The organism is Micromonospora sp. NPDC047707 (assembly GCF_040704235.1).
In the GTDB taxonomy this organism is placed as follows: domain Bacteria; phylum Actinomycetota; class Actinomycetes; order Mycobacteriales; family Micromonosporaceae; genus Micromonospora.
The window spans coordinates 36,268-57,412 of record NZ_JBEYSU010000036.1 but is presented as its reverse complement, the minus strand read 5'-3'; the positions used below and the strand labels follow the sequence as shown (position 1 = coordinate 57,412).

The following is a 21,145-nucleotide window of genomic DNA, read 5'->3' as shown; positions in this document are numbered from 1 at the left end:
ACGACGAGCTACGCGACCAGGCCGGCGTGGCGGACGGGCGGCCCATCGGGCGCCTGCACGCCACCCTGCGGGGTTACCGCATCCTCAGCTACACCGACGACGAGGCATTCCTGCGCCTGCTAACCGAGGCGCCGGACGCCTCCGGCAGTCCACTCACGGTCAGCACCGAGGTGCGCGTGCGCTGGACCGGGTCGGACTGGGCACTGCTGGCACCCGCCAACGGCACGTTCGACCAGGCCGTGGCCGCCGCGTCAGACCCCGACATCGCCACGTTCCTCCCCTTCACCGCAGTCAGGTGATCCTCGTGCCGTTGTGTAACCCCTTCGTACCCGTCACCTGCACCGGCGTCATCGTCGACGGAGTCAACGCCCCCGGAGCCGTCCGCGACTCAATGGTCAACATGATCCTCGACGGGCTCGCCGGCGCGGTCCGGGAGGCGATCCAGTGGGTCGCCGGCCTGCTGACCAGCTGGACGCTGATCCCGTCGAACAGCCTGTGCCCCACCAACGGGTCGGACCCGGGCCAGTGGGCGGCCGACTGGGTTGCCCAGTGCAACGGCGCCGCCGGGCCGGCGCAGCAGCTGCGCGGATTCATGCTGCCGATCACGATCCTGGTCCTGGTCGGTGGCCTGGTCTGGCAGGGCATCACCATCGTCATCAGCCGCAAGGGTGAGCCGCTTCTGCAGGCCGTACGCGGTATGTGGAACACCGCTCTGTGGGGCAGCATCGGGGTCGCCGGCACCCACCTGATCCTCAAGGCCGGGGACAGCTACTCGATGTGGCTGCTCAACGATGCGGTTTTCAAGGACTCCGACAAGCCACCCAACGCGGCAATGAGCGAAGCGCTCGGTGCACTGCTGCTTCCCGGCGCCGCGGTGGCCCCGCTCGTGATGATCCTGGTCGGTGTCGTCGTCATCCTCGCCGCCGTGGTGCAGACCATCCTGATGGTCTTCCGCGAGGGCTCGGTGGTCATCCTGGCCGGACTGCTGCAACTGGCGGCGGCCGGCTCCGTCACCCGAGGCACCAGTCAGTGGCTGCACAAGACCCTCGGCTGGTCGCTGGCGCTCGCGCTGTACAAGCCGGCGGCGGTGTCGGTGTACGCCACCTCGTTCGTGATGATGCGCGGCAACGGGCGGGACTGGCTGATGGGCCTCGGGATGCTGGCCCTGTCGGTGATCGCCCTGCCGGCGCTGATGAAGTTCTTCACGACCTTCACCGGCGGCGTCGCATCCGGGGGCGGGGGCCTCGGCATGTTCGGCGCCGGTGCGGCTGCGGGCCTGCACGCCGCCTCGTCGGTGCGCGGCGCGGTCGGTGGTCACAGCGCCGGCGAGCACGCCCGTTACCTCGACTCCCGAGGACCCGGTAGCGGCGGAGGCAGCGGCAACGGCCCGACCGGGGCCATGCCGGCCCCCTCGGCACCCTCGCCTACGGGCGGATCCGGCGGTGGTGCGACTGGAAGCGCGCCGAAGGTGGTGAACGGTAACGCAGGCGGCGGCGCATCCAGTCCGGTAACGCCTACGACCACTGTGCCGGCCGGCACCGGCGCTACCGCGTCCACCGGTGGTAGCGCGGCGGTCGGCGGCAAGGCTGGGGCCGCAGGAGCGGCGACAGGGCCGGCGGCACCGGTCGTCATCGGCGCCGCACTGGTCGCTCAGGCCGGGGTCGCCGCCGCGCAGGCGGGCGCGAACACCGCCAGCCCCGCGATGCGGGAAGGGAACCCGCCGTCGTGAGCAGTGAGCAGGCGCAGGTACGTACGTACGGGGGCTGGCGGCGGGCGCGGGGTATGGGCCTGTTCGGCCTGGGACCGATGCAGACGTTCACCGTGCTTGTGGCGATCACCGTGCTGATCGTCTCCGGGTCCATGGGGCTGCAGGCGCTCGCCGTCGCCGCCGGGCCGTGTGTGCTGCTTGTAGCGCTGCTGGTGCTGCGGTGGGACGGGGTTCCGCTGTCGGCTGGGATCGCGCAGCGGGTGCGGTGGCGGATCGGCACCAGCCGCGGCTACACCTCGTACCGCTCCGGGGTGATGGTGGCCGGTGAGCACGCCTGGCAGTTGCCGGGCGTGCTCACACCCACCACCCTGCTGACCGTCAACGACGAAGGCGGCGGCTACGGGGCGGTCTACCATCAGCGGCTGGGCACCATGACCGTGACGCTGCGCTGCGCGGCCACCTCCACCTGGCTGGCCGACCCGGACGCCAGCGCAGCCTGGGTGGCCAACTGGGGCGGGTGGCTGGCGAACCTGGGCTACCTGCCGATCGTCGACCACGTCACGGTCACCGTGGACACGGCGCCGGATCCCGGGTCCCGGCTGGCCGATCACGTCAGCCGGCGGATCGTGCCGCACGGGCCGGCATCAGCTCGACGGGTGCTGCAACGGCTGGTGGAGGTGTCCCCGGCGGCCGCCGCGGACGTGGAGACCCGGGTGTCGGTGACGTTCAAGCCCGGCGCCTCCCCCAGCAAGCCCAAGAGCCTCGACGAGGCCCTGGAGGAGATCAGCCGAACCCTTCCGGGCCTGCAGGACTCGCTGGGCAGCTGCGGTCTGACCGTCCTCGGCCGGGCCAGCGCCGCGGACATCTCGGCGATCGTCCGTACGGCGTTCGACCCGGCCGGCCGGGGAGACGTGGCCCGGCTGGCCGCGACCCCTGGCCTTGACCTAAGCCAGTGGGTGGACTGGGAGACCGCCGGGCCCGTGATGGCCGAGGAGCACCTCGACCGGTACGTGCACGACTCCGGCACGTCGGTGTCATGGGCCTGGCACGAGGCACCGCGCCAGCACGTGCACGCCGACGTCCTCGCCCGGCTCCTGGCGCCGGGCCCGTACCCGAAGCGGGTGTCGCTGCTCTACCGGCCCTTCCCTGCCGGGGAGGCGGCGCGGATCGTGGAGAGCGAGGTCAACGCGGCGGCGTTCCGCGCGGCCTACAACCGGGCGCAGAAGCGCGACGAATCCGCCCGGGACCACGCCGACCGGGAACGAGCCCTGCAGACCGCGCGGGAAGAAGCGACCGGCTCCGGGGTGGGCCTGATGTCGCTGTTCGTCACCACCACCGTCCTCGCCGCCGAGGACCTGGGCCGGGCCATCGCCGACGTTGAGTCCCGCGCGGACGTGGCCAAGATCCGGCTACGTCAGCTGCGCGCCAGCCAGGCCGCCGGCTTCGCCACCACCCTGCCCTGCGGCGTGTGTCCGCCGCAGCTGGCCCGCCACTGGCCCCACTGACCCACCACCAGGAGGATCGATGAAGAGCACCGTCGTAGACGCGGCCGGGCCAGCACCGGCATGGGGTGTACGGGCACCCGGCGCCGGGCGGGCCAGTCACGTCTCCCCCGGCATGGAGTACCAGGGCACCACCGTCCAGCTGTGCGGACTGTTCCCCTTCGTCGCCGGGTCCGGCGCACCCACGATCGGGGTGCCGATCGGGCGGCACATGCTGTGGGGTGAAGTGGTCTGCCTCGACCCCCTCGAATGGCTGCGCGAGGGTCTGATCACCAACCCGGGTGTGTTCGTCCTCGGCCAGCCCGGCGTCGGCAAGTCCACCGTGGTGAAACGGCTCATCACCGGGATGACCGGGTTCGGCACCAGCGCCCTGATCCTCGGCGACACCAAGCCCGACTACACCCGGCTCGTCGAACATCTGGGCGGGCAGGTCATCCGGATCGGACGCGGCCTGGACCGGCTCAACCCGCTGGACTCCGGCCCGCTCGGCACCGCGCTCGCCCGAATGGGCACCGCCGACGCCCGGCAGCTGCGCCTGGAGATCCGGGGCCGACGGATGTCGCTGCTGCTGGCGCTGTGCGCGCTGGTACGGGGGCAGGCGCTGAACAACACCGAGGAGATCGTCCTGGGCCGGGCGGTCGACGTACTCGCCGAGCGCCTCGACAACGACCCCACGGTGCCCGACGTGCTGAGCCTGGTCGAAGTCGGCGCCGACGAGCTGCTGACCGCGGCCCGGGCGCGCACCGACGGCGAGTACCGCCGCCGAGTCGACCAGCTGGTGCCGACCCTCGCCCTGCTGTGCGAGGGCAGCCTGCGCGGCGTGTTCGACGGACCCACGACCAAGCCGCTGGATCTGGACGCTCCGGCGGTCAGCGTCGACATCTCCCAGGTCGCCGCCGCCGGCGATCAGCTGGTGGCCGCCGCGATGCTGTGCACCTGGGCGTACGGCTTCGGCATGGTCGACGCCGCGTCCGTGCTGGCCGACCAGGGCCTGGCGCCGCGCCGGCGGTACCTCGGCGTCATGGACGAGCTGTGGCGTGCGCTGCGCGGCGCCTCCGGGCTGGTCGAGCACGCCGACGCGCTCACCCGACTCAACCGGCAGCGCGGCATGGCCAGCGTGATGGTCACCCACTCCCTGGCCGACCTGGACGCCCTGCCCACGCCCGAGGACCGGGCCAAAGCGCAGGGCTTCATCGAACGCTCCGCCATCAAGATCCTCGCCGGACTACCGCCACGGGAGCTGAACCGGGTCAACGAGGTGATCAAACTATCGGGACCCGAGCGAGAACTGGTGGCGTCGTGGGCCGCACCGGAAGCCTGGTTCGCAGGCTCCGTGCATCCAGGCCGCGGCAAGTACCTGATCAAGACCGGTGAACGCAACGGGCTGCCGGTGTCGCTGACCCTGGTCGGCGAGGAGTGGGAGCTCTACGACACCGACACGGCGATCCGGCAGGTGCAGCCATGAACACCCGCCCCGTCCAGCCGCGCGGCACCGCCGGCGGACCGCTCACCCCGCTCCTGGTGCTCGGGCTGGTGTGGGCAGCGATCGCCCTGATGTGGCTCTCCTGGCTGGCCGGGCGGATCGCTGCCGCCATGACCGGGCATCCGGCCGGCCCTGGCTTCGGATCGCTGTACCTCGAGGGACTGCTGCAGGCCGACTGGCCCGCGCTGTGGCCCGGGGTGTCCCCGGCCGCAGTCGGGGCCGTGTACGCCGTACTGCTGCTGGTTCTGGTCGGCATGGTAACGGTCGTGGCTGTTTGGTGGCACGAGCGCAAGCCCGACGCGGAGGATCCACTGCCGTCGCTGGCCGGCCCCACCGACGTACGGCCGATGACGTTGTCCGTGGTGGCCATCAAGGCCTGCCGGCTTCGACGCGGCCTGGCGAACACGCCGGTGAAGGAGATCACCGCCGCGTCGGCCGGGGTGATACTTGGCGAACACCGGCGCCGCCGTGGCTCCGGTCCCCGCTTGTACGCCTCCTGGGAGGACGTCATCCTCGCGGTGATGGCGCCCCGCGCCGGCAAGACGACCGCGCTAGCGGTGCACTCGATACTCAACGCGCCCGGCGCGGCCCTGGCCACCAGCAACAAGGCGGACCTGTGGGCCACCACGGCGGCTGTCCGCGCCGAGCGCGGCACCGTGTGGGTATTCGACCCGCAGTCCATCGCCCACGTGCCGCAGGGCTGGTGGTGGAACCCCCTCGCCGCCGTGGAGGACGTTGAGGACGCTCACCGGCTGGCCAACCATTTCGTCCAACAGGTCCGCAAGTCTCAAGGCAGCGACGACTTCTGGATCCAGGGCGCGTTGGACCTGCTCACCTCGCTCGTCCTGGCTGCCGCTCTGGAAGGCCGCACGCTGACCTCGGTGCAGGCGTGGCTGTCGGACTCCACGTCACGCGAGCCGGCGACCATCCTCAAGCACCACGGGTTCGTAGCCTCCGCCCGGGCGATGTCCGGCCGGCAGGCCGGCGCCCCGGAAACCCGCGAAGGGCTCTACGAGACCGCCCGGACCGCCGCCGCATGCCTGACCAACCCGAGCATCATGGCCTGGGTCACGCCACCCGACCGGCCGCTTCCCGCGCTCGATGTCGAGGCGTTCGTCGAGAGCACCGACACGCTGTACCTGCTGTCCAAAGAGGGTGCCGGGGCGGCGGCTCCGCTGGTCGCCGGCCTGACCGACCAGGTACTGCGCGCCGCGGTCACCGCCGCCGAAGCGCACGGCGGTCGACTCGACCTACCCCTGGTCGCATGCCTTGACGAGGCCGCGAACATCTGCAAGATCGCGGACCTGCCAGAGCTGTACAGCCACTTCGGAAGCCGATCGATCATTCCGCTGACCATCCTTCAGTCCTACCGCCAAGGCACCCGCGTCTGGGGCGAGCAGGGCATGGACGCCCTCTGGTCCGCCGCCACCGTCAAACTGGTCGGCGCCGGAATCGACGACGCCCGGTTCGCCGAGGACCTGTCCCGGCTCGTCGGCGAGCACGACGTCACCGTCGTCTCCCGCACCCGCGACGGGATGGGCCGCACGTCGTACCAGACGTCCGTGCGCCGACAACGCATCCTCGGCCCCGCACGGATCCGAGCCCTGCCCAAGGGGACAGCGCTCCTGCTCGCCACCGGGATGAAGGTGGCCATGATCGACCTGCTGCCCTGGTACGACGGGCCAAGCGCAGACCGGCTAGCCGCTTCCATCGCTGCCTCCACCGCTGACATGACCCGCCAGGCGGAACGCACCCGGGCCGCACGCCGGAGTCGCATGTCCCAGCGCTCGTGGCGGGGAACGGCTGGCTGACGCTAGCTTGGACATCGGAGGTAGGCCATGGGCGCACCTCAACTCAACCATCCAATGCACACGGTCCGCGGTGCCGGCGTTCAGCCTCGGCGCTTGTTGGCGGCCGTCGACGCCGCAGTGGCGTACTACCGCGCCCAACTCGAACGCGCCGACGGCCCCCGCGCCTATCTCGCCCAACGCGGTCTCGGGATCCTCGTGCAGCGAGAGTGGCCGTGGCGGATCGGATACGCCCCACCCGGCTGGAACTCGCTGATCAACCACCTGCGTGCCGCCGGCTTCACTGCGGAAGAGCTCGTGGGCGCAGGACTGGCGATCCGCACGCGGGCGGAACCGGACCGGCTCATCGACGTGTTCCGCGACCGAGTCATGTTCCCGGTACGCGACCCGACCGGCCACGTGGTGGCGTTCCTCGGCCGCTCGCGACCTGGTGTTGGCGAGGGCGTGCCCAAATACATCAACAGCCCAAAGACCACGATCTACGACAAGGGACACCTGCTGTTCGGCGTCGCGGAGCAACAGGAGCGCCTCAGCGCTCGCTGGACGCCGGTCCTGGTCGAAGGGCCCGCCGATGTCCTCGCTGTATGGCTGTCCTACACCCGGTCCGGGCGTCCTGGAGCGGTCGCTCTAGCGCCGTGCGGCACCATGCTTACCTCCGCTCAGGCCGCGATCCTGCGAGAGCTGCCCGGCGCCGCACAGGGCATCGTCGCGGCCTTCGACGCCGACCCGGCGGGTCGGACTGGGGTGGACCGCGCGTGGCAGTTGCTCCGGCACCCGCGTCCTCCCGGCCAGCTGCTGGCAGCTGAATTCAGCGCCGGCGCCGACCCTGCAGACCTGCTGCGCCGACCGGACGGCAGGGCTCAGCTGCGGGCCGCATTGCAGCGGCGGGCGCGGCCCATGCTCGACGCGGTGGTCGAACACCGCCTCGCTCAGCTCGTCGAGCGGCATCCTCGGCTGCTCGAGGACATCGACGGCAGGTGCGCCGCGGTGCGCATCCTGGTGCCGCTCTTGTTCGAGGCGACGAGCCCGGATACGGCATTCCGAGTCGCCCGGCGCATCGTCGCCGTCACCGGGGTTGGCGTAGACACGGTCGCGATCGCCGCGATCGCGCACCTGGAAGACGGGCTACACCACATCCGTACGCCTGCCGGGGCTGCTTTGAAAACCAGGTGATGCCTGAAAGCAAGAATTAACGAGGTCTACCTGATCGCTTGCGACCATGCGGCGGCCATCTATCTAGCCGGACTCCAGTCCTAGGTGATTCTGCTCATTGGAGTGACTTGAAACTGCAGATCACTTCGCACCTTGAAGATGCCGGGCGAGATCTCCTCGGACCGCTCCCGGATGGTTTCGCGCAGCGTCGGCGGCCACCGCGTTCCCGCCGACCAAAGAGCCGACGTAAGGCCAGCCTCGTTCAGATCGCTGGTTGCCAAGTCGGCGCCGACCAAGCGAGCACCTTCGCAGGCGGCATGCCGGAGATCTGCTCTGGCCAGGTCGGCACCGGTCAGGTCTGCACCCCGCAGGTTCGCCCAGCTCAGATCCGCCCCGGTCAACCGCGCTCCCGCCAGATTGGCATTCTCGAACCTGGCTCGGCCGAGCTTGGCATTCTCGAACGTCGAGTCGGAGAGATTCGCCCGGTCGAGCCGCGCGTTCCGGAGGTCCGCGTCGTGGAAGGTGGCACCGGGCGCGACCGCTCGGATCAGGCTCGCTGCACGCAGGTTCGCGGCAGACAAATCGCTTTCCCGCATTGCTGCGTCCTCGAGTCTGGCTCCTCGCAGGTCAGCGTGGCGCACCGTCGCTCCGCTGAGGTCGGCCGAGGTCAGGTCCGCCCCGGCCAGATCGAGGCCGGGCAGCCTGGCGCCTGTCAGGTCGGCGCCGCCCAGGTCCACACTCCGCCACCCGCGGCCGGGCGGGACGTCTGGCTCGAGGCCTGAACGCTGTGCCGCGACAACGGACAGCATTGCGTGCCGTGCCGTCCATACGTCGTCCGCCTCTGGGTACGCGGCAGCGAGCAACTCGACCGCCACGTCGAAGAACTCCCGGCGCGTGTCGTCGCTCATGCTCGACTCCGTTCTCGCCGACGTGGTCGCGGCCCCAATCCGGGAGATACACAGATCGGGCACCGATTCCTCAGTGGGGGTTGGTCGAGAACCGCGACGGCGCCGAGTACAGCTTGCCGGATCGCCTCGGACCCTGACGCGTTCTTGTCCACGGCGGTGCTGTCGAGCACGTGGGCGACTATGCGTTCCCAATGGTCCTGGGCTTGTCGCCAGTCGTCTCCGTGCAGTTTGACGAAGGAGGCGGCGAACCCTTCCCGTACAGCAATATGGCCCTTGGTGAAGACTAGGTCCTGCAACCGTGGGATCAAGTCAGGCATCGTCCTCGCCACCGAGCACGCGTAGGGGTGTCGCCGTGCGCCGAGACGAGATGGAGTTGTTCACAACCCAGCCCGCGACCGCGCCTGCGACTGCCGGACCGACAAGCCATCCGGCGAGCGAGAGGGGCCAGGCAAGGTAGGAGAATGCGACCTGCCCCGGTGAGGTGATGCCGATGGTGACGTCGTACGCCTTCTGCCATCCGATGCAAAACCCGTTAACGATGTAGAGGGCCGCCATCAGAGCCACAATGCCCAGGCCCCAGGACCAGATCCAGAAGCGAAGTCCACCATGGCGGCGCATCGAGCGGCGCGACCGCCGTATCCGCTCCCATAGGCGTTCCTTGGGCGGCGGTGGCAGGTCTAAACTACCCACTGATTGGGTCGGCACTGGATAAGGCTACCGAACCGGCGGCCGACGAGCCACATTCGACCATGCGCCGGAGGCCGATCTTCATGCCGAGCGAGGACGAGACCAGGCTAACGCTCGCAGAGATCGCGGCGCTGCTTGGCCGGTCGAAGCGGCAGACACAGTCGCTGATCAAGTCCGATCCGAAGTTCCCAGGTTCAGTTGCGTCCGGTGTGTGGAAAAACGCCGACTTCCAGCGCTGGGCGGCCACTCAAGACGATGCAGGAACGGCTCGTATCGCCGCACCCAAGTATCACCGGGCACCGGCCCACCCGGCGCACTATGTCGGAGCGTCCGCGCTCGACGGCCAGCACATCGTGATGACCTGGGCCACCGCGGTCGGTGATCTGCATCTTGTTTACCCACCGGTGAACGCTGCGCACACTGATCCCGCTACGGCCGCCCAGTGGCTTCCCACGGACTCGTACGCAATCTGTGTGGTCTGGCCGGACTGGGGTTTCCACGGGCCAGCGCTGGAGTCGGTGCTGGGTGTCAGTCCTGGGCGGCGGATTCCGATCACGTGGGCCGACCTGCGCAGGTTCCTTGGCATGCAGGCACCGTACTGGCTTACGAGCTTGCGCGATCCCAAGCGGATGCTGGAGTGGAAGCCTGGTGACCCCACCGTAACCGTGGCCGCCCCCGCCGACGTCGACATCACCCCATGGTTGCTACTGGCCGCGCTTGAGGACGGCGAGACCCCCGTCCGCCGCACACTAGTCAGCCTCGCTCGTGAAGCGCAATCGAGGGCAACCGCGTCGGCCGAGATGGACATCAGCCTGTTCGAAAAGTGTGACGACCGGGAACACATCGCTCTCGCCTCCCGGCCGCTGGTCACGCCAACCGCCCAAGCCTCCGACGTTCCGAAGGATGTTCGGCGGATGGCCTGGAAGGAGATCCTGCAACGAGACGACGAGCTTGCGATCGCTTGCGTCATGGCGGAAGGCATGTACACCGGCGGACGGGATACGCCTTTTCCGCAGACGGCCCGGCTGTCACCGGAGCTCGCCGCTACCGTCTTCGAGTGGACCGCCATGCTGGTGCCAGCTAGCCGGACCGCTGCGCACGCGGCGCTGTCCTACCGCGAAGGGCCCTCTCTAATCTACCTGGAAGATCCGGCTACCGGCGCGCCAGCAGTACGCATCGATGAAGATGAATACCTCACATCAGTACCGTTCGTGCTACCAACCGACTCGCCTCTGAGCGAGCTCATCCTCGACGACGAGGTGTGGATCCGGACGGCAGACCACCGCCTGTTCCTCGCTCCGCTCGGCGACTACGGCGGCGTGTCCTGGGGGTACAGCGGGACTGGGCCGAGCATGCTGGCTGCCCTGGTCGATCGGCTCCTAGACGACATCTCGTCGCCTGCTATCGTCGAGGTCGACGGGCCGGCGGGCCTTGAAGAGCTCTTCGAGATCAAGCACCCGGACGGAACCGTCTTCACCCGGACGGAGCTGGAGCGGGCTCGGTCCGCTAGGCCAGCGCCAATGAAGGGCCGCCCGAGTCCTGGCACCAGTTGAGGGTGAAACCGCGGGAAAGGAGTGCGGTCAAGTCGTCCGCGCGGTGTCAGTCCCACCAATTCCACCAGTTTTCTGGCGCGGGTACGGCTGGCATCTCAGGAGACGAGTAGTGTCGCGTCTCTCCGAGGTCGCCGCCCACGACGCAGTTGCGGAAGGGTCCGTCGTCGCCGCACAGGATGGGCAGCTGGTGGTCGAGCTCCCGCAGCCAGGGAAGCATGCCGCTCATCGCCAGTCGCGCCTGCTCCCAGCCGTACCACAGGGCCGTCAGCCGGGTTACCGCTTCGTCGTGGCGCCACCACTGCTCGCACCAGTGCCACCGCGTCAGCCCGACTTCGCCGACCGGACGCGGGAAGGTCGGCAGCAGGTACTTGGTCACCCACTGCTCGACCGTCGAGTACAGCGGCGGCTGCTCATGCCCGTCGCCGGCCTGGGCGCGTTCGGCTTGGGCCTGCTGGAGGTCGGCCACCCCGGCCGCAAGTCTCGCCACCTCGGCAGCGAGTTCGTCAAGCTCGCTAACCGCGTCGTTGCGGGTCTGCGGTGACGTGGTGGCCGTCATCGTGTCCTGCCCCGCGTCGGCAGCGCGGTTACCGCTGCCGCCGGTTGCATCGCAGTGACCTTCGGGTTGACCTGGGCTACGCGAAGCTTCGGGAAGGCCTGCGTCCAAGCCGGCGTCGCGAGCGTGTCAACGTGGTGGAGCGCAGCCGCGGTGGCGACGGTGTGATCGGCATTGTTGTCGCGGAGCACGCTCGCCGACTGTCCGGCTGCCTGCTCATCAGTTGAGGTACGAGGGTTGTCGACCGTCCCGCCGTCGCGGACCCCCTCGCCCCGCTCGGCAGCCGCCCGGCGTTGCAGATCGCGGGCCAAGGCCTTCTCCACGTGGCCCTGCGCTAAGCGGATTGCTTCGACCGGCTGCCCGTCAGCTTCGCCGGCCCTGATGGCCTGGTTCATCTCCGCTGCGAGGTCGCGAAGTAGCTGCACCGGTTCACCTGCGGGAAGCCTGCCACTGGCCCGCCACTGACGCTGTAGTTCGTCGAGGGCTTCGGGCCGTACGTGCTGCGCCAGGTTCATTGCCTCTTGTCGGACAGCGGCGTCGAAGTCGTCGACCAGCGCACTGCCACCCGGCGGAAGCGCGGCTGGCCCGTCCTGGGCTATCCCCGGCCGAGCTGGTGTACCGCCGTGGGCGCGAGCGCCGTGCTGGCGGTGGCCGGCACGGGCATCGCTCTCCCACACCTCCCGAGCTGCGGCACGCATGGCCTCCGGAGTCGGAGTTCCGCCCTGCCGGTGGCGTTCGTAGACGGCCATCAGGTCCGGGCGGAACCGGCGCAGGCGATGCTCGGCGAACTCTGCTACCCGCCGGGCTACCGGGTCGGTGCCGGCGTGGATCGTCGCGGTCCGCCACACGGCGGCGGCCTCGACGAAGGTGGCCTTGTTGACCAGCCAGTCGCCGTCCAGCGACGCCGCCATCCGTTCGCGGTCCGCGCGTACCTTCGCTGCCAGTCGATCGGCTTCACGGCGGGCCTTCCCAGCGGCCTGGTCACGTCGGGCCTGGCGTTCCCGATCGGCGGCCTTGTTCTGGATGCCGACGGCCGCCCAGCGGGCGCCGGCCTCGCCGACGGTCGCCATCGTCGCCAGCCCTTGCAGGAACTGCTGGCGGGTCTCCGCGATCGGGTCGTCGTGTTGCTGCGGGTGCGTCACCTTCGCCTCCCTTGCCCGCTCAACGGCCGCGCGCAGCACGCCGGCCGCCTCCCACTGTCGGCTCTGGAGTTGGCGTGACAGTTAGCGGCAGCGTTACCACCGGTTGCCGGCCGCCCGCTACCACCCGCAGCCCGTCGGCCGCAGCCCGGGCCGCCTCAGCCTGGTGAAGGCGCTGCTGGGCCTGCCGCAACTGCTCAAGAGCGTCGGCGAGCCGGGCCAACTCCATCACCAACGCGAGCGCGGCGATCGCATCGTCGTCGCCGGAGATGCGGCCCATGAGCGCTACCAGCCGCGACATGGCCCGCATCTCCTGCGAGCGACTGGTGGACGGACGGACCCGCCCGTACAGGTCCCGGGCCGCCCGGTCGAACACCTCGCCTGCCCGGTGTAGCGGCCCGCGCCGGTCACCCTCCACCGCGTACGCCAGGCTGGTAAGCAGGTCTGCCGCAGCGACCGCAATGGCCTGCGCTTGTCCAGGCGCTGCGTGGGCATCGCGCCGGATATCGCCGGCAGCCGCAGTGACCACCTTGGCGGCCTGGCGCATCGCCTCGACGCGCTCGGCGCGGCCGACCGTCGGCGCCGCCGTCAGCGGCGTCGAGCTGCTCCACCGCAGCCGTAGCTTCGGCAGGGTCATGTCAGGCGCCAACCGGCCTCCGCCGAAGTACACCGGCTGCCCGCTGGCGGTGCGTGCGCCGGGAAGCGCCACCGCATACCCTGTGACCTTCTCAGGATCGGTGCTGCTGTGGCGGAGTCGGACCAGCACCCCATCCTCGCGTAGCCGGGCGAAGAACTCCTCCTCGGCGCCGGCGGCGGCCACGGCCTTGCGTACGCGCCGGCGCAGCTCGTCCCGGGGAGTCTGCGCGCGGCCGGTGCGACGGGCCTTGCTGACCTCGACCGGGTGCGGGCGGCGGCGGGCGGTGCGGTCAGCCGGCGGGACCCGGCGATGCAGGTTGTAGCGGCGGGCGACGTTGTAGGTGGCCTTGACGCAGCGCGGGTAGTCGTTGCGCATCCAGTTGGTGCGGCCGTCCTCCCGCACCAGGGTGGCGACGATGTGCACGTGGTCGTCGGCGTGCCGCATGGCGATCCACCGCAGGCCCGCATCGGTTGCGGCGGTGGCGATCCCGACCTCGGTGAGCATCTGCACCGCCATGTTCGCCCAGGTCGAGTCGCTGATCGTGCGGTGTCGGTCTTCGGGCGCGAGGCGCATGCTGGCGTGCCAGACAAACTTCTTCGGCGGCCGGTAACCGGCGCGTACCGGCTGCTCCAGCAACGCGGTCAGCGAGCGAAAGTCGCGCTTGCCGGTGGTGGTGACCTTGGGCTCGAGGTCCGTCAGGGGGCCCGCGCCGTCCCAGGCGGCCACCAGACGCGGATTGGTGTGTTCTTCCGCCTTGCCCGGGCCCCACAGGTAGCGCAGCAGCCCGCCGACCCGCGAGCCGCGCCGGTGCACCCGCGTGATCACCGAAGCCGCCTATCGATCAAGGAGATCACCTCGTCGAGCCGGGCCACCGCGGCCGCACACAAGCAGACGGCTTCGGAGGCCCAGTCCGGCAGCTGGCCGGTGGCGTTGAACGCCGCAGCGGCCTGGTTGACGTTGTTGCCGAACATCACCACGGCCCGGCGGGCGGCGAACAGCTCGTGCTGCAGGTCGCGTAGGTCGCCAGGGGTGCCACCTGGTGCCTGCCCGGCGGACGCGGCGGCGACGGCGGCCTTCGCCGCGTAGCCCGTTGGAGTCAGCTGTGCGGCCGCGGCCGCAACCTCGATCGCGGCCTTCTCCTCGTCGGACAGCCGGAGCAGCACCGCGTGCGGACGGGCCGGCCGACGGTGGGCACGGTGTCGCACCTTGCTGGGCCGGGCGGGCTGATCGCTGTCCATCGCCGCCACTGTGCACCCCGGGTGTTGCCGGCGACGTGAACACCTGCGGGCTACCAACACCAGCCGTACCCTCGGCGTACGGGTTTCGTGTGCCGAACGCAAACGCTGAACGTGCTCGTTCCCCGTACCCGCCCATGCCTCTGAGCATCAGGCAGCTGTCGGCATGGATCGATTGAGGCGGCGCCTGGGGGTCGTGGCCTGGGGAGGCCATGCTTGCGCTTGCCCGACCTGCCGGCGTCGTTGCGGTTCTCAGCGAGCGCTGCGGTCGTGATTCGATAGCAAGCCGACCCGCACCGCAGCCGCGCAGCGGCGAGGAGCGGAAGCGGCGCGGTAGTAGGGGTAGTCGCCAGCACGGGCCGCTGCGGCGGGCGGGCCTCCTCAATTGCCGATCTGCGACCGCGCCCGGTCGCAGATGGATAAGCAATGGCCATATCTTGCTTCGTCCACCAGGCGCGCACTGGCCACCAGGCTGCGCCGTTTGCCGGTCGGCCTCCGCGTGAGCCCGGCAGCAGCCCGCAGCCGGGCAGGGCTGCATCAGCGGGAACGACGTGTCTTCGAGGGCGAGGCTGGCGCCTCAGGTCCCGGCCGGCTCGGTTCAGAGCTGGCTGAGGTCGCCGCCTTCAGCGACAGCGATACCCGCTCGCGCGCGATATCGACGTCGAGGATCTGCACGGTGACCGTCTCACCCACGTTGACGACCTCGGACGGGTGCTCGACACGGTGGTCTGCCATCTGTGAGATGTGGATCAAGCCGTCGATCTCGCCCAAGGTGACGAAGGCACCGAAAGGCGTCAGTCGCTTCACCGGTCCTGCGACGGTTTGACCTGCTGCGAGCTTGCTGAGTGCTGCCCGGCGTCGTTCTGCCCTTGATGGCGCCGTGGGCCGCCAGGCCTCCTGTTTGATACCGCTGCTCGGTGCGAGGCGTTGGTTCGTTTGGGTGGCGTCAGAGCCGGGCCCGGCCTCGGCGCGGTATTTGGCGGGAAGGGTGCCGACCACCTCGACCGCGTGGGCGCATGCCTCGGTCAGGTAGGTGTCGTAGGCGCGGTCGGTGAGTGCATCGTCCTGGACGAGTTCGCCGTCGTCTGGGCGGTAGATGCGTGACGGCTCGCCGCGGAAGGACAGCCAGTTGAAGTTGGTGGTGATGTAGTAGCTGTCGCTGATCAGCATTTTCGCCGGGGTGGTGGCGATCCGCACGACGGCGAGGCGGTTGGCGCGGCGGGCGGCGGCGTGCAGAGCGTCGAGGGCTTCCTGATCGGTTCCATCGTTGTCACCTGGGCCCCACACGATCGTCACGTCGACAGTGCGGGCCAGCTTCTCCAGCGCACGGATCCACCGGCTGGACGTGACGGCCGTGCGGATCTGTGGGCTGCTGATGAGCAGCCGGCGCCGTGAGGTGGCGAGGGCGTCGTCGAGCCATGCTGGGTGTTCGTACACGCCCAGCCAGCGGATCGCCGCCCGGTTCAAGGCGGCATTCGCACCGTCGCCGTCCGGATCGTCTCCGCCCGCTTGGAGGGCGAGGACTTCTGCTTTGCTCAGCCGCTTGCCAGGGTCGGTGACGGGTGCGTGGGGGTGTTCGACCGGTGCGGCCGACAACCGCAGGCGTTCGACGGCGCCGATGCTCTCCAGCGCGGCGGTGTGCGGTTCGCTCCACTTGCCGTCGACGTCGACGCCGAGGCGTATCTGGCGGGTCTCATCGTCGGTGAAGACGAGCAGGATGGCGTCGTGGTAGAAGTTGCGGTTCTCGGTGACGCCGCTGATCCCGAGCAGGCGTGCCCCGTCGCGGCTGCGCGGGTCCAGGGTGCTGGTGAGCGCGGCGAGGCTGAGGTCGACGGCGCGGACCGGCATGCTGCTCGCCGGTGGCAGCAAGAGGCGCCCGGGATCGGCTTTCGCCTGGTTGGAGCGGCGCAGGGAGTTGCGTCGCCAGTCGGTCACGGTGCCGGTGAGGCGGTCGTAGACGACCGGCATGGTGGTGGGCATCGGGCGGCGTAGCTGGGCGTCGCGGGCGGCTTCCTGCCCGGCGGGCAGCAGCTGCAGGCGCCGCAGGCCGCCGTCGGCGGGTGGCTGATAGCTGATGTACTCGGCGAGGAGGAGTCCGGCGACGGCGCGGCCGGTGTCGCCGTCGTTGAGGCCGAGAAACAGTTGCAGGTCTTCGACGGTGTCGATGCCGCCGAGCAGGGCGCGCAGGGTGTACTTCTGGCCCGCTTCGAGGTCTTCGGACTGCTCGGCCAGAACGTCGACGGTCAGCACGGAGGCGGGGATGGCGCATGGCTCCGCGGCGAGCAGGGTGTGTCCCGGCAGCGCGTGGGCGTGGCGGCGTGCGGCGTCGGCGAAGATGTCGCGGCTCACAGGTACTGCACCCTTCCGCCGGTGGTCGTGATGTGGGTAAGTACCCGGTTGAGGGGGCCTTGTTTGCTGCTGCAGAACTCGGAGTCGCCGACGATCCAGAGCAGTTCCCGGGCGCGGGACAGGGCAACGTTGACGCGGCCCTGGTATTGGTCGGCGAGGAAGCCGAGTTCGCCGCTGAGGTTGCTGCGGGTGACGGAGAAGATGACCGCGTCGGCTTCGCGTCCTTGGACCGCGTCCACAGTCTTGACCTGCACGGCGACGTGCTGCAGGGTGAGGCGCCGGAGCGCGCGTTCGATCTCGGTGCATTGCCGGCGGTATCCGGTGAGGATCAGCACTTCCAGCTTGCCGCCGTCGGTGCGGGCGTACTTGCCGGCTTGGACATCGGTGTCGAGACGCGCGACGAGGTCGGCGGCCTTCGCCGCCTCGAGCTTGTTCGACGTGCTCACGCTGCCGGCGTGGCGGGCATCCTCGCGGCGGTTGGTGCGTCGGCTGGTGGAGAACCACACCAGCCGGTCGCTGTCGTCAACGGACTCGGGTGCCAGGACCGGTACGGGGTCGTGCACGAGGGTGCCGGCGTAAAAGACCTGCGAGATCAGCTCGCCGATCGGTTCGGCCATGCGGTGCTGGGTGACCAGACTGGCCGTGCAGGCCGGCGGTGCCTCGCCGAGCAGGATGTCGAACAGCGACGAGGTGAGGAACATCTTGTCCAAGTCGAAGGTGTCGACCAGGTCACGATGCTCAAAGACCTCCTCCACCATGGGTGGGAGTTGCTGGGTGTCGCCCACCATCACCCACCGCTTGGCTCGGGTCATCGGCACCAGCAGTTCAGGGGCGGTGGCCCGGGACGCCTCGTCGATGATGCACAGGTCGAACTGCATGTCTTGGATGTGCGGGTTGGCCAAGAAGCCCATGCAGGTCCCGGCGACCACGCTTTGAGTGGGCAGGAACATCGGTTCAGCGGTCTGCGGGTCGTTGAGGCTGGCCAGCCAGTCGCCTTGGGTCCGCAGCAGTTCCCGCAGCCGCGGTCCGGCACCGGGCCCGTCCAGTAGACCGGCGACGAGCTTCTCCAGCTCCGGTTCCCCGAGCTCGTACGGGACGGCGACCTCGAGGGCCGTGGCTGCGGTGCGGACTTCAGCGGCGGCGGTGTCGGCGCGCTCGACGGCGCGCAGATAGTCCGCCAGCAGCTCGGCACGTTCCTCGGGCAGGTCTTCGTTGTCGAGCCGGTCGTCGTCATCAAGCGGGCCAAGCAGCTCGGCGGTCTCGGTCTTCTGCCGCAGTGTGGCCAGGGCTTCCTCAGCACGAAGTGCGAGGGACAGATGGTCGATGTGCACACCCTCGCGATCGGCCAACGCGGCCATGCCGGTGCGGGCGCGAGCGCGGATCTCGTCTGCCCACGCGCGCAGCTTGTTCGACAGCAGTAGGTGGGCGGCGTCCGGGTCGACGTTGTCGTCGCGGCTCGACAGACGCACGACCGAGGTGACGCCGGAGCGGTACAGCCGGGTGACCGCGTTGTCGATGGCGACGTGCATCTGACTGACCAGCAGGATCTTGTCGCCGGGCCGTGCGGCGAGGTGCTGGTGAACGAGTTCGGCGATGAACGAGGTTTTGCCCGTGCCTGGCGGGCCTTGGACGAGGAACAGGTCCGGCGAGCCGAGCGCGTGCGCGACGGCAAGTTTCTTGTCGTCGTCGAAGTCCGGGCGCAGCGGCTCGAACGCCACCGGCTCCGGCGTGCTTGCCACTGACGGGTCCAGCACCAGCTCACGCAGGTGCGGGCGGGCGGAGCTGCCGTCGCGCAGGGCGGCGAGCGCAGTCTTCTGCCGACGGATCGCGGCCTGCGACGGGGTGCGGTCGCGCACCAGCACACCGTGGGCAGGTAGGTCGGCGCCGGGCCGGGTCGCCCGCACTGTGATGTCCGTGCCGTCGACCTCGGCGATTGTCACCGCAACCCCCCGAACCGCGGGCTCGTCGACGGGGCGGGCCATGCGCTCCTGGTCAAGGAACGCGCCGGTCAGCGGGGTCGTCGTCTCTACGTCGAACTGGGCGCCGTCGCGGCTGACCCGCGTGTAGTTGATGGGTTCCTCAAGGCGTTTCTCCAGCGCTTCCTTGGCCTCGATCAGCTGTGACCAGTTGGTCAGCCGTGCCTGCTTGAAGGTGTCGCTGTGGCGATCACCGGCGTCCTGGACAGCCTTTTCCAGCAGCAGGTGCAGCTCGTCGGCGGCTGCGGCGGCTCTTTGCAGGCTGGTCGGCCGCAGTGCCGTCCAGGTGAAGTCGCGGCTGTCCAGGACGATCGCGTCGTCGTTCTGGCGCCAGCGTTCCAGCTCGTCGAAGTCCTTGATCTCCGCGCGGATACAGAGCAGCTGGTGGCGGTTCTTGAAGACGAGCACCAACTCGACTTGGTCGCCTATAAGGCGGAACTCATCGGCGGTGAGGATCGTGCGCCCGGCGATGTTCTTCAGCCGGGGCAGTACGTAGGTGGCCGCGCCGAGCAGCCCCACGATGACGGTTTCGGCGGAGCGTCCGTCACCGGCGTCCTCCAATGATCGGCGCGCCGTGCCGGACAGCTCGAACGACAGCACCTTCTGGTCGTGCCAGTTTTCGCTGCGCGCCGCCTGGATGGCCTGCAGCTCGAGGTAGAACTGCTGTCCATCGGCCGGCCGCTTCGCCGCATCGACGTCCAGGGAGCGCCGCAGCAGCGCCAGGACGGCGGGCGGCAGGTCGGCCTCATCGAGCGCTCGGGTGATGTCCGGCAGGTCACGTAGCTCCCAGCCGGTGACGCATTGCAGCAGCGTCGCGGCCAGGCTGTAGACGTCGAACCTGGTCGAGCCGCGCGAAGCCAGGTCCGGCGGCGCCCACGGCGCGCTGGTCATCCCGGCAACCGTCGCGTCGGTTGCGCCCGCGAGTTGATCCTTGATCTTGCTCAGGGCGAAGTCGGCGAGCAACGGCTTTTCGCCGTCCCACAGCACGTTGCTGGGCTTGATGTCGCGGTGCAGCACCGCCATCGAGTGTGCGTGGGCCAACGCCGACGCCATCGGCAGAGCGATGAACTCAGCAACATCGTCCCAGCCCGGAGTCGCGGGCGCGGTTGTCAGCCAATCCTTGAGCGACACCGGCACCCAGCTGAGCACAACGTAGTACACGCCCAGGCCCTGGTCGGTGCCGCTGTCCAGCAGCGACACGATGTTCGGGTGGTCCAGCTTGTGGTGCGCCGCGGTCTCCCGCTCGAAGTAGATGCGGTAGATCTCATCGGAAGTGGCGGGAACCAGCTTCACGGCCACGTGCCTGCCGCCCTGATGCAAGTCGGCGGCTTCGAAGACCTCCGCCTGACCACCAACACGACGGGTGTTCGCGATCTCGGCATACCGGCCGGCGATCAGACGCACCGCCCACGCTCCTTCCAGGAACGACCTGTTCGTGCGGACCGGCCGCTCAGGATACTGGACCACGGCGCCGAGTCTGGAGTCCGCCGAGCGGTATCCGTGGCCTTCAGGAACAGCGGGCAAGGGTCTGCCGCTGGCGACCTGCCCGGCGCTGGCGGTGTTCGGCGACGGTCGGCACCGATGTTCGGCTCGGGGTGACAAGGGCACGACTTTTCGGCAGTTGTCCGTGACGCACGGTCACGCCGCTTCACAGGAGCAAGCCTTGGGTTCAATCGGACACACTTCTCCTTGACGGGTCTGCCGACAGGTAATCAGCAGGGTGTGACACCTTCCCTTGGGTCAGGCGTCAGGCAGGTAAGCCCGCGGCGGTTAGGTTCGGCGGCCGGCAGCTCGGCGCGTGCTCGGGGTAGCAGAAGGCAGACGCCGGCGGGACGGCTTCCTGCGGGGTGGCGTTCCGCGGCGAGACATGGTTCGGGCTCTCCTTCGTCCGGGATCACCGCGCCCCTAGTGGCCGCGGCCCGATCAGGAGAACACCGCCGCCTGTCCCTAACCCGGATGAGTTTGCGGGGCTGTGGGTACTTAGCCGCGCATCTTCGGCGGCGTGCCCGGGAAGCCACCAAGCCTTGGGAACCAGGCGTTGATCGACTACGCCCGGAAACAAGGAGTCGTAGTGACCGATACGCAGCTCGAGCACTGGCGTCGCGTGGGTCTGCTTCCCGCGAACACGCCCATGAGGCAGGGCTTCGGCGGGAGTTCCTCGCAGCCCGCGCCCGGAGCGGTCGACTTGGTCACCTGGCTCGGCTCCCACGCTGGCCGGGGCCAGCGCACTCACGACGTAGCGCTGCGCGCGTTCGGCGACGGGCACGCAGTGCCTGAGCCGACCGTCCGAGCCGCCTTCCTCTCCGCTGTCGCCCTAGCCTTGCCGGATCCCGTTGCGGGCGGTGAGGACGCCGGCGATCTCGCGCAGGACGCGGCGGCGCGACTTCCGGGCCGGGACACGACCGCGCTGATCCCCCGCGGATGCGCCGCATCGACGCTCCAATCAAGGCCGCCG

Annotated in this window: 15 protein-coding genes and 1 pseudogene; 7 read left to right on the top strand and 9 right to left on the bottom strand. The window is 69.6% G+C overall.

Translation table 11 applies throughout. The features are described 5' to 3' along the window. From AB0873_RS27160 to AB0873_RS27135, 6 genes and pseudogenes are all read left to right on the top strand, one after another. Positions 1-299 (top strand): annotated as a pseudogene (locus AB0873_RS27160) (hypothetical protein); the annotation flags it as partial. Positions 300-304: 5 nt separating this feature from the next. Next, entirely contained in the window at positions 305-1,729 is a 1,425-nt protein-coding gene (locus AB0873_RS27155) for a hypothetical protein (RefSeq protein WP_366603177.1), read from the top strand. Further along, entirely contained in the window at positions 1,726-3,213 is a 1,488-nt protein-coding gene (locus tag AB0873_RS27150) for an SCO6880 family protein (protein WP_366603175.1), read from the top strand. Before AB0873_RS27155 ends, AB0873_RS27150 begins: the two co-directional genes overlap by 4 nt. A gap of 19 nt (positions 3,214-3,232) precedes the next feature. After that, on the top strand, positions 3,233-4,675 hold the full coding sequence (locus tag AB0873_RS27145) for a hypothetical protein (protein WP_366603174.1): 1,443 nt from the start codon (positions 3,233-3,235) through the stop codon (positions 4,673-4,675). Continuing rightward, a complete protein-coding gene (locus AB0873_RS27140; protein ID WP_366603172.1) occupies positions 4,672-6,504 on the top strand; it encodes a TraM recognition domain-containing protein in 1,833 nt (610 codons plus the stop codon). The genes AB0873_RS27145 and AB0873_RS27140 overlap by 4 nt, the downstream gene beginning before the upstream one ends. Before the next feature lie 93 nt (positions 6,505-6,597). Continuing rightward, positions 6,598-7,674, top strand: coding sequence for a toprim domain-containing protein (locus AB0873_RS27135; protein WP_366603171.1), 1,077 nt, complete (start codon positions 6,598-6,600; stop codon positions 7,672-7,674). Between the two features lie 80 nt (positions 7,675-7,754). Here the strand turns inward: AB0873_RS27135 and AB0873_RS27130 are convergent, their stop codons facing one another. From AB0873_RS27130 to AB0873_RS27120, 3 genes are read right to left on the bottom strand one after another with little or no spacing between them, the layout of a single operon-like run. Further along, positions 7,755-8,561, bottom strand: a complete 807-nt coding sequence (locus tag AB0873_RS27130; protein ID WP_366603170.1) for a pentapeptide repeat-containing protein — start codon at positions 8,559-8,561, stop codon at positions 7,755-7,757. Then, positions 8,558-8,878: a DUF6313 family protein gene (locus AB0873_RS27125; RefSeq protein ID WP_366603168.1), complete on the bottom strand. Its 321-nt coding sequence runs from the start codon at positions 8,876-8,878 to the stop codon at positions 8,558-8,560. Before AB0873_RS27125 ends, AB0873_RS27130 begins: the two co-directional genes overlap by 4 nt. Further along, a complete protein-coding gene (locus AB0873_RS27120; RefSeq protein WP_366603183.1) occupies positions 8,871-9,179 on the bottom strand; it encodes a DUF6313 family protein in 309 nt (102 codons plus the stop codon). The genes AB0873_RS27125 and AB0873_RS27120 overlap by 8 nt, the downstream gene beginning before the upstream one ends. Before the next feature lie 152 nt (positions 9,180-9,331). Between AB0873_RS27120 and AB0873_RS27115 the strand changes: the two genes are divergently transcribed. Beyond that, the gene (locus AB0873_RS27115; protein WP_366603166.1) at positions 9,332-10,801 is read left to right on the top strand and encodes a hypothetical protein; all 1,470 of its coding nucleotides are present in this window, start codon (positions 9,332-9,334) and stop codon (positions 10,799-10,801) included. Between the two features lie 46 nt (positions 10,802-10,847). Here AB0873_RS27115 and AB0873_RS27110 read toward each other — a convergent pair whose 3' ends face one another. The 6 genes from AB0873_RS27110 to AB0873_RS27085 form a co-directional block, all read right to left on the bottom strand. Beyond that, on the bottom strand, positions 10,848-11,357 hold the full coding sequence (locus AB0873_RS27110) for a DUF4913 domain-containing protein (protein WP_366603164.1): 510 nt from the start codon (positions 11,355-11,357) through the stop codon (positions 10,848-10,850). Then, the gene (locus tag AB0873_RS27105; RefSeq protein ID WP_366603162.1) at positions 11,354-12,496 is read right to left on the bottom strand and encodes a hypothetical protein; all 1,143 of its coding nucleotides are present in this window, start codon (positions 12,494-12,496) and stop codon (positions 11,354-11,356) included. The genes AB0873_RS27110 and AB0873_RS27105 overlap by 4 nt, the downstream gene beginning before the upstream one ends. A 19-nt stretch (positions 12,497-12,515) precedes the next feature. Beyond that, positions 12,516-13,955: a relaxase gene (locus AB0873_RS27100; protein ID WP_366603160.1), complete on the bottom strand. Its 1,440-nt coding sequence runs from the start codon at positions 13,953-13,955 to the stop codon at positions 12,516-12,518. Next, positions 13,952-14,368 carry a hypothetical protein gene (locus AB0873_RS27095; RefSeq protein ID WP_366603158.1) on the bottom strand — a complete coding sequence of 139 codons (417 nt, stop codon included), beginning with the start codon at positions 14,366-14,368 and terminating at the stop codon, positions 13,952-13,954. The genes AB0873_RS27100 and AB0873_RS27095 overlap by 4 nt, the downstream gene beginning before the upstream one ends. 534 nt (positions 14,369-14,902) lie before the next feature. Beyond that, positions 14,903-16,714 carry a S1 RNA-binding domain-containing protein gene (locus AB0873_RS27090; protein WP_366603157.1) on the bottom strand — a complete coding sequence of 604 codons (1,812 nt, stop codon included), beginning with the start codon at positions 16,712-16,714 and terminating at the stop codon, positions 14,903-14,905. Continuing rightward, on the bottom strand, positions 16,711-20,094 hold the full coding sequence (locus tag AB0873_RS27085; RefSeq protein WP_366603156.1) for an AAA domain-containing protein: 3,384 nt from the start codon (positions 20,092-20,094) through the stop codon (positions 16,711-16,713). Before AB0873_RS27085 ends, AB0873_RS27090 begins: the two co-directional genes overlap by 4 nt. Positions 20,095-21,145: the final 1,051 nt, after the last annotated feature.

Bases quoted from the DNA above. Each gene is read 5' to 3' on its own strand.
- AB0873_RS27145 (WP_366603174.1), top strand. From the start codon at position 3,233: ATGAAGAGCACCGTCGTAGACGCGGCCGGGCCAGCACCGGCATGGGGT.
- AB0873_RS27140 (WP_366603172.1), top strand. From the start codon at position 4,672: ATGAACACCCGCCCCGTCCAGCCGCGCGGCACCGCCGGCGGACCGCTC.
- AB0873_RS27130 (WP_366603170.1), bottom strand. From the start codon at position 8,561: ATGAGCGACGACACGCGCCGGGAGTTCTTCGACGTGGCGGTCGAGTTG.
- AB0873_RS27125 (WP_366603168.1), bottom strand. From the start codon at position 8,878: ATGCCTGACTTGATCCCACGGTTGCAGGACCTAGTCTTCACCAAGGGC.
- AB0873_RS27120 (WP_366603183.1), bottom strand. From the start codon at position 9,179: ATGCGCCGCCATGGTGGACTTCGCTTCTGGATCTGGTCCTGGGGCCTG.
- AB0873_RS27115 (WP_366603166.1), top strand. From the start codon at position 9,332: ATGCCGAGCGAGGACGAGACCAGGCTAACGCTCGCAGAGATCGCGGCG.
- AB0873_RS27110 (WP_366603164.1), bottom strand. From the start codon at position 11,357: ATGACGGCCACCACGTCACCGCAGACCCGCAACGACGCGGTTAGCGAG.
- AB0873_RS27095 (WP_366603158.1), bottom strand. From the start codon at position 14,368: ATGGACAGCGATCAGCCCGCCCGGCCCAGCAAGGTGCGACACCGTGCC.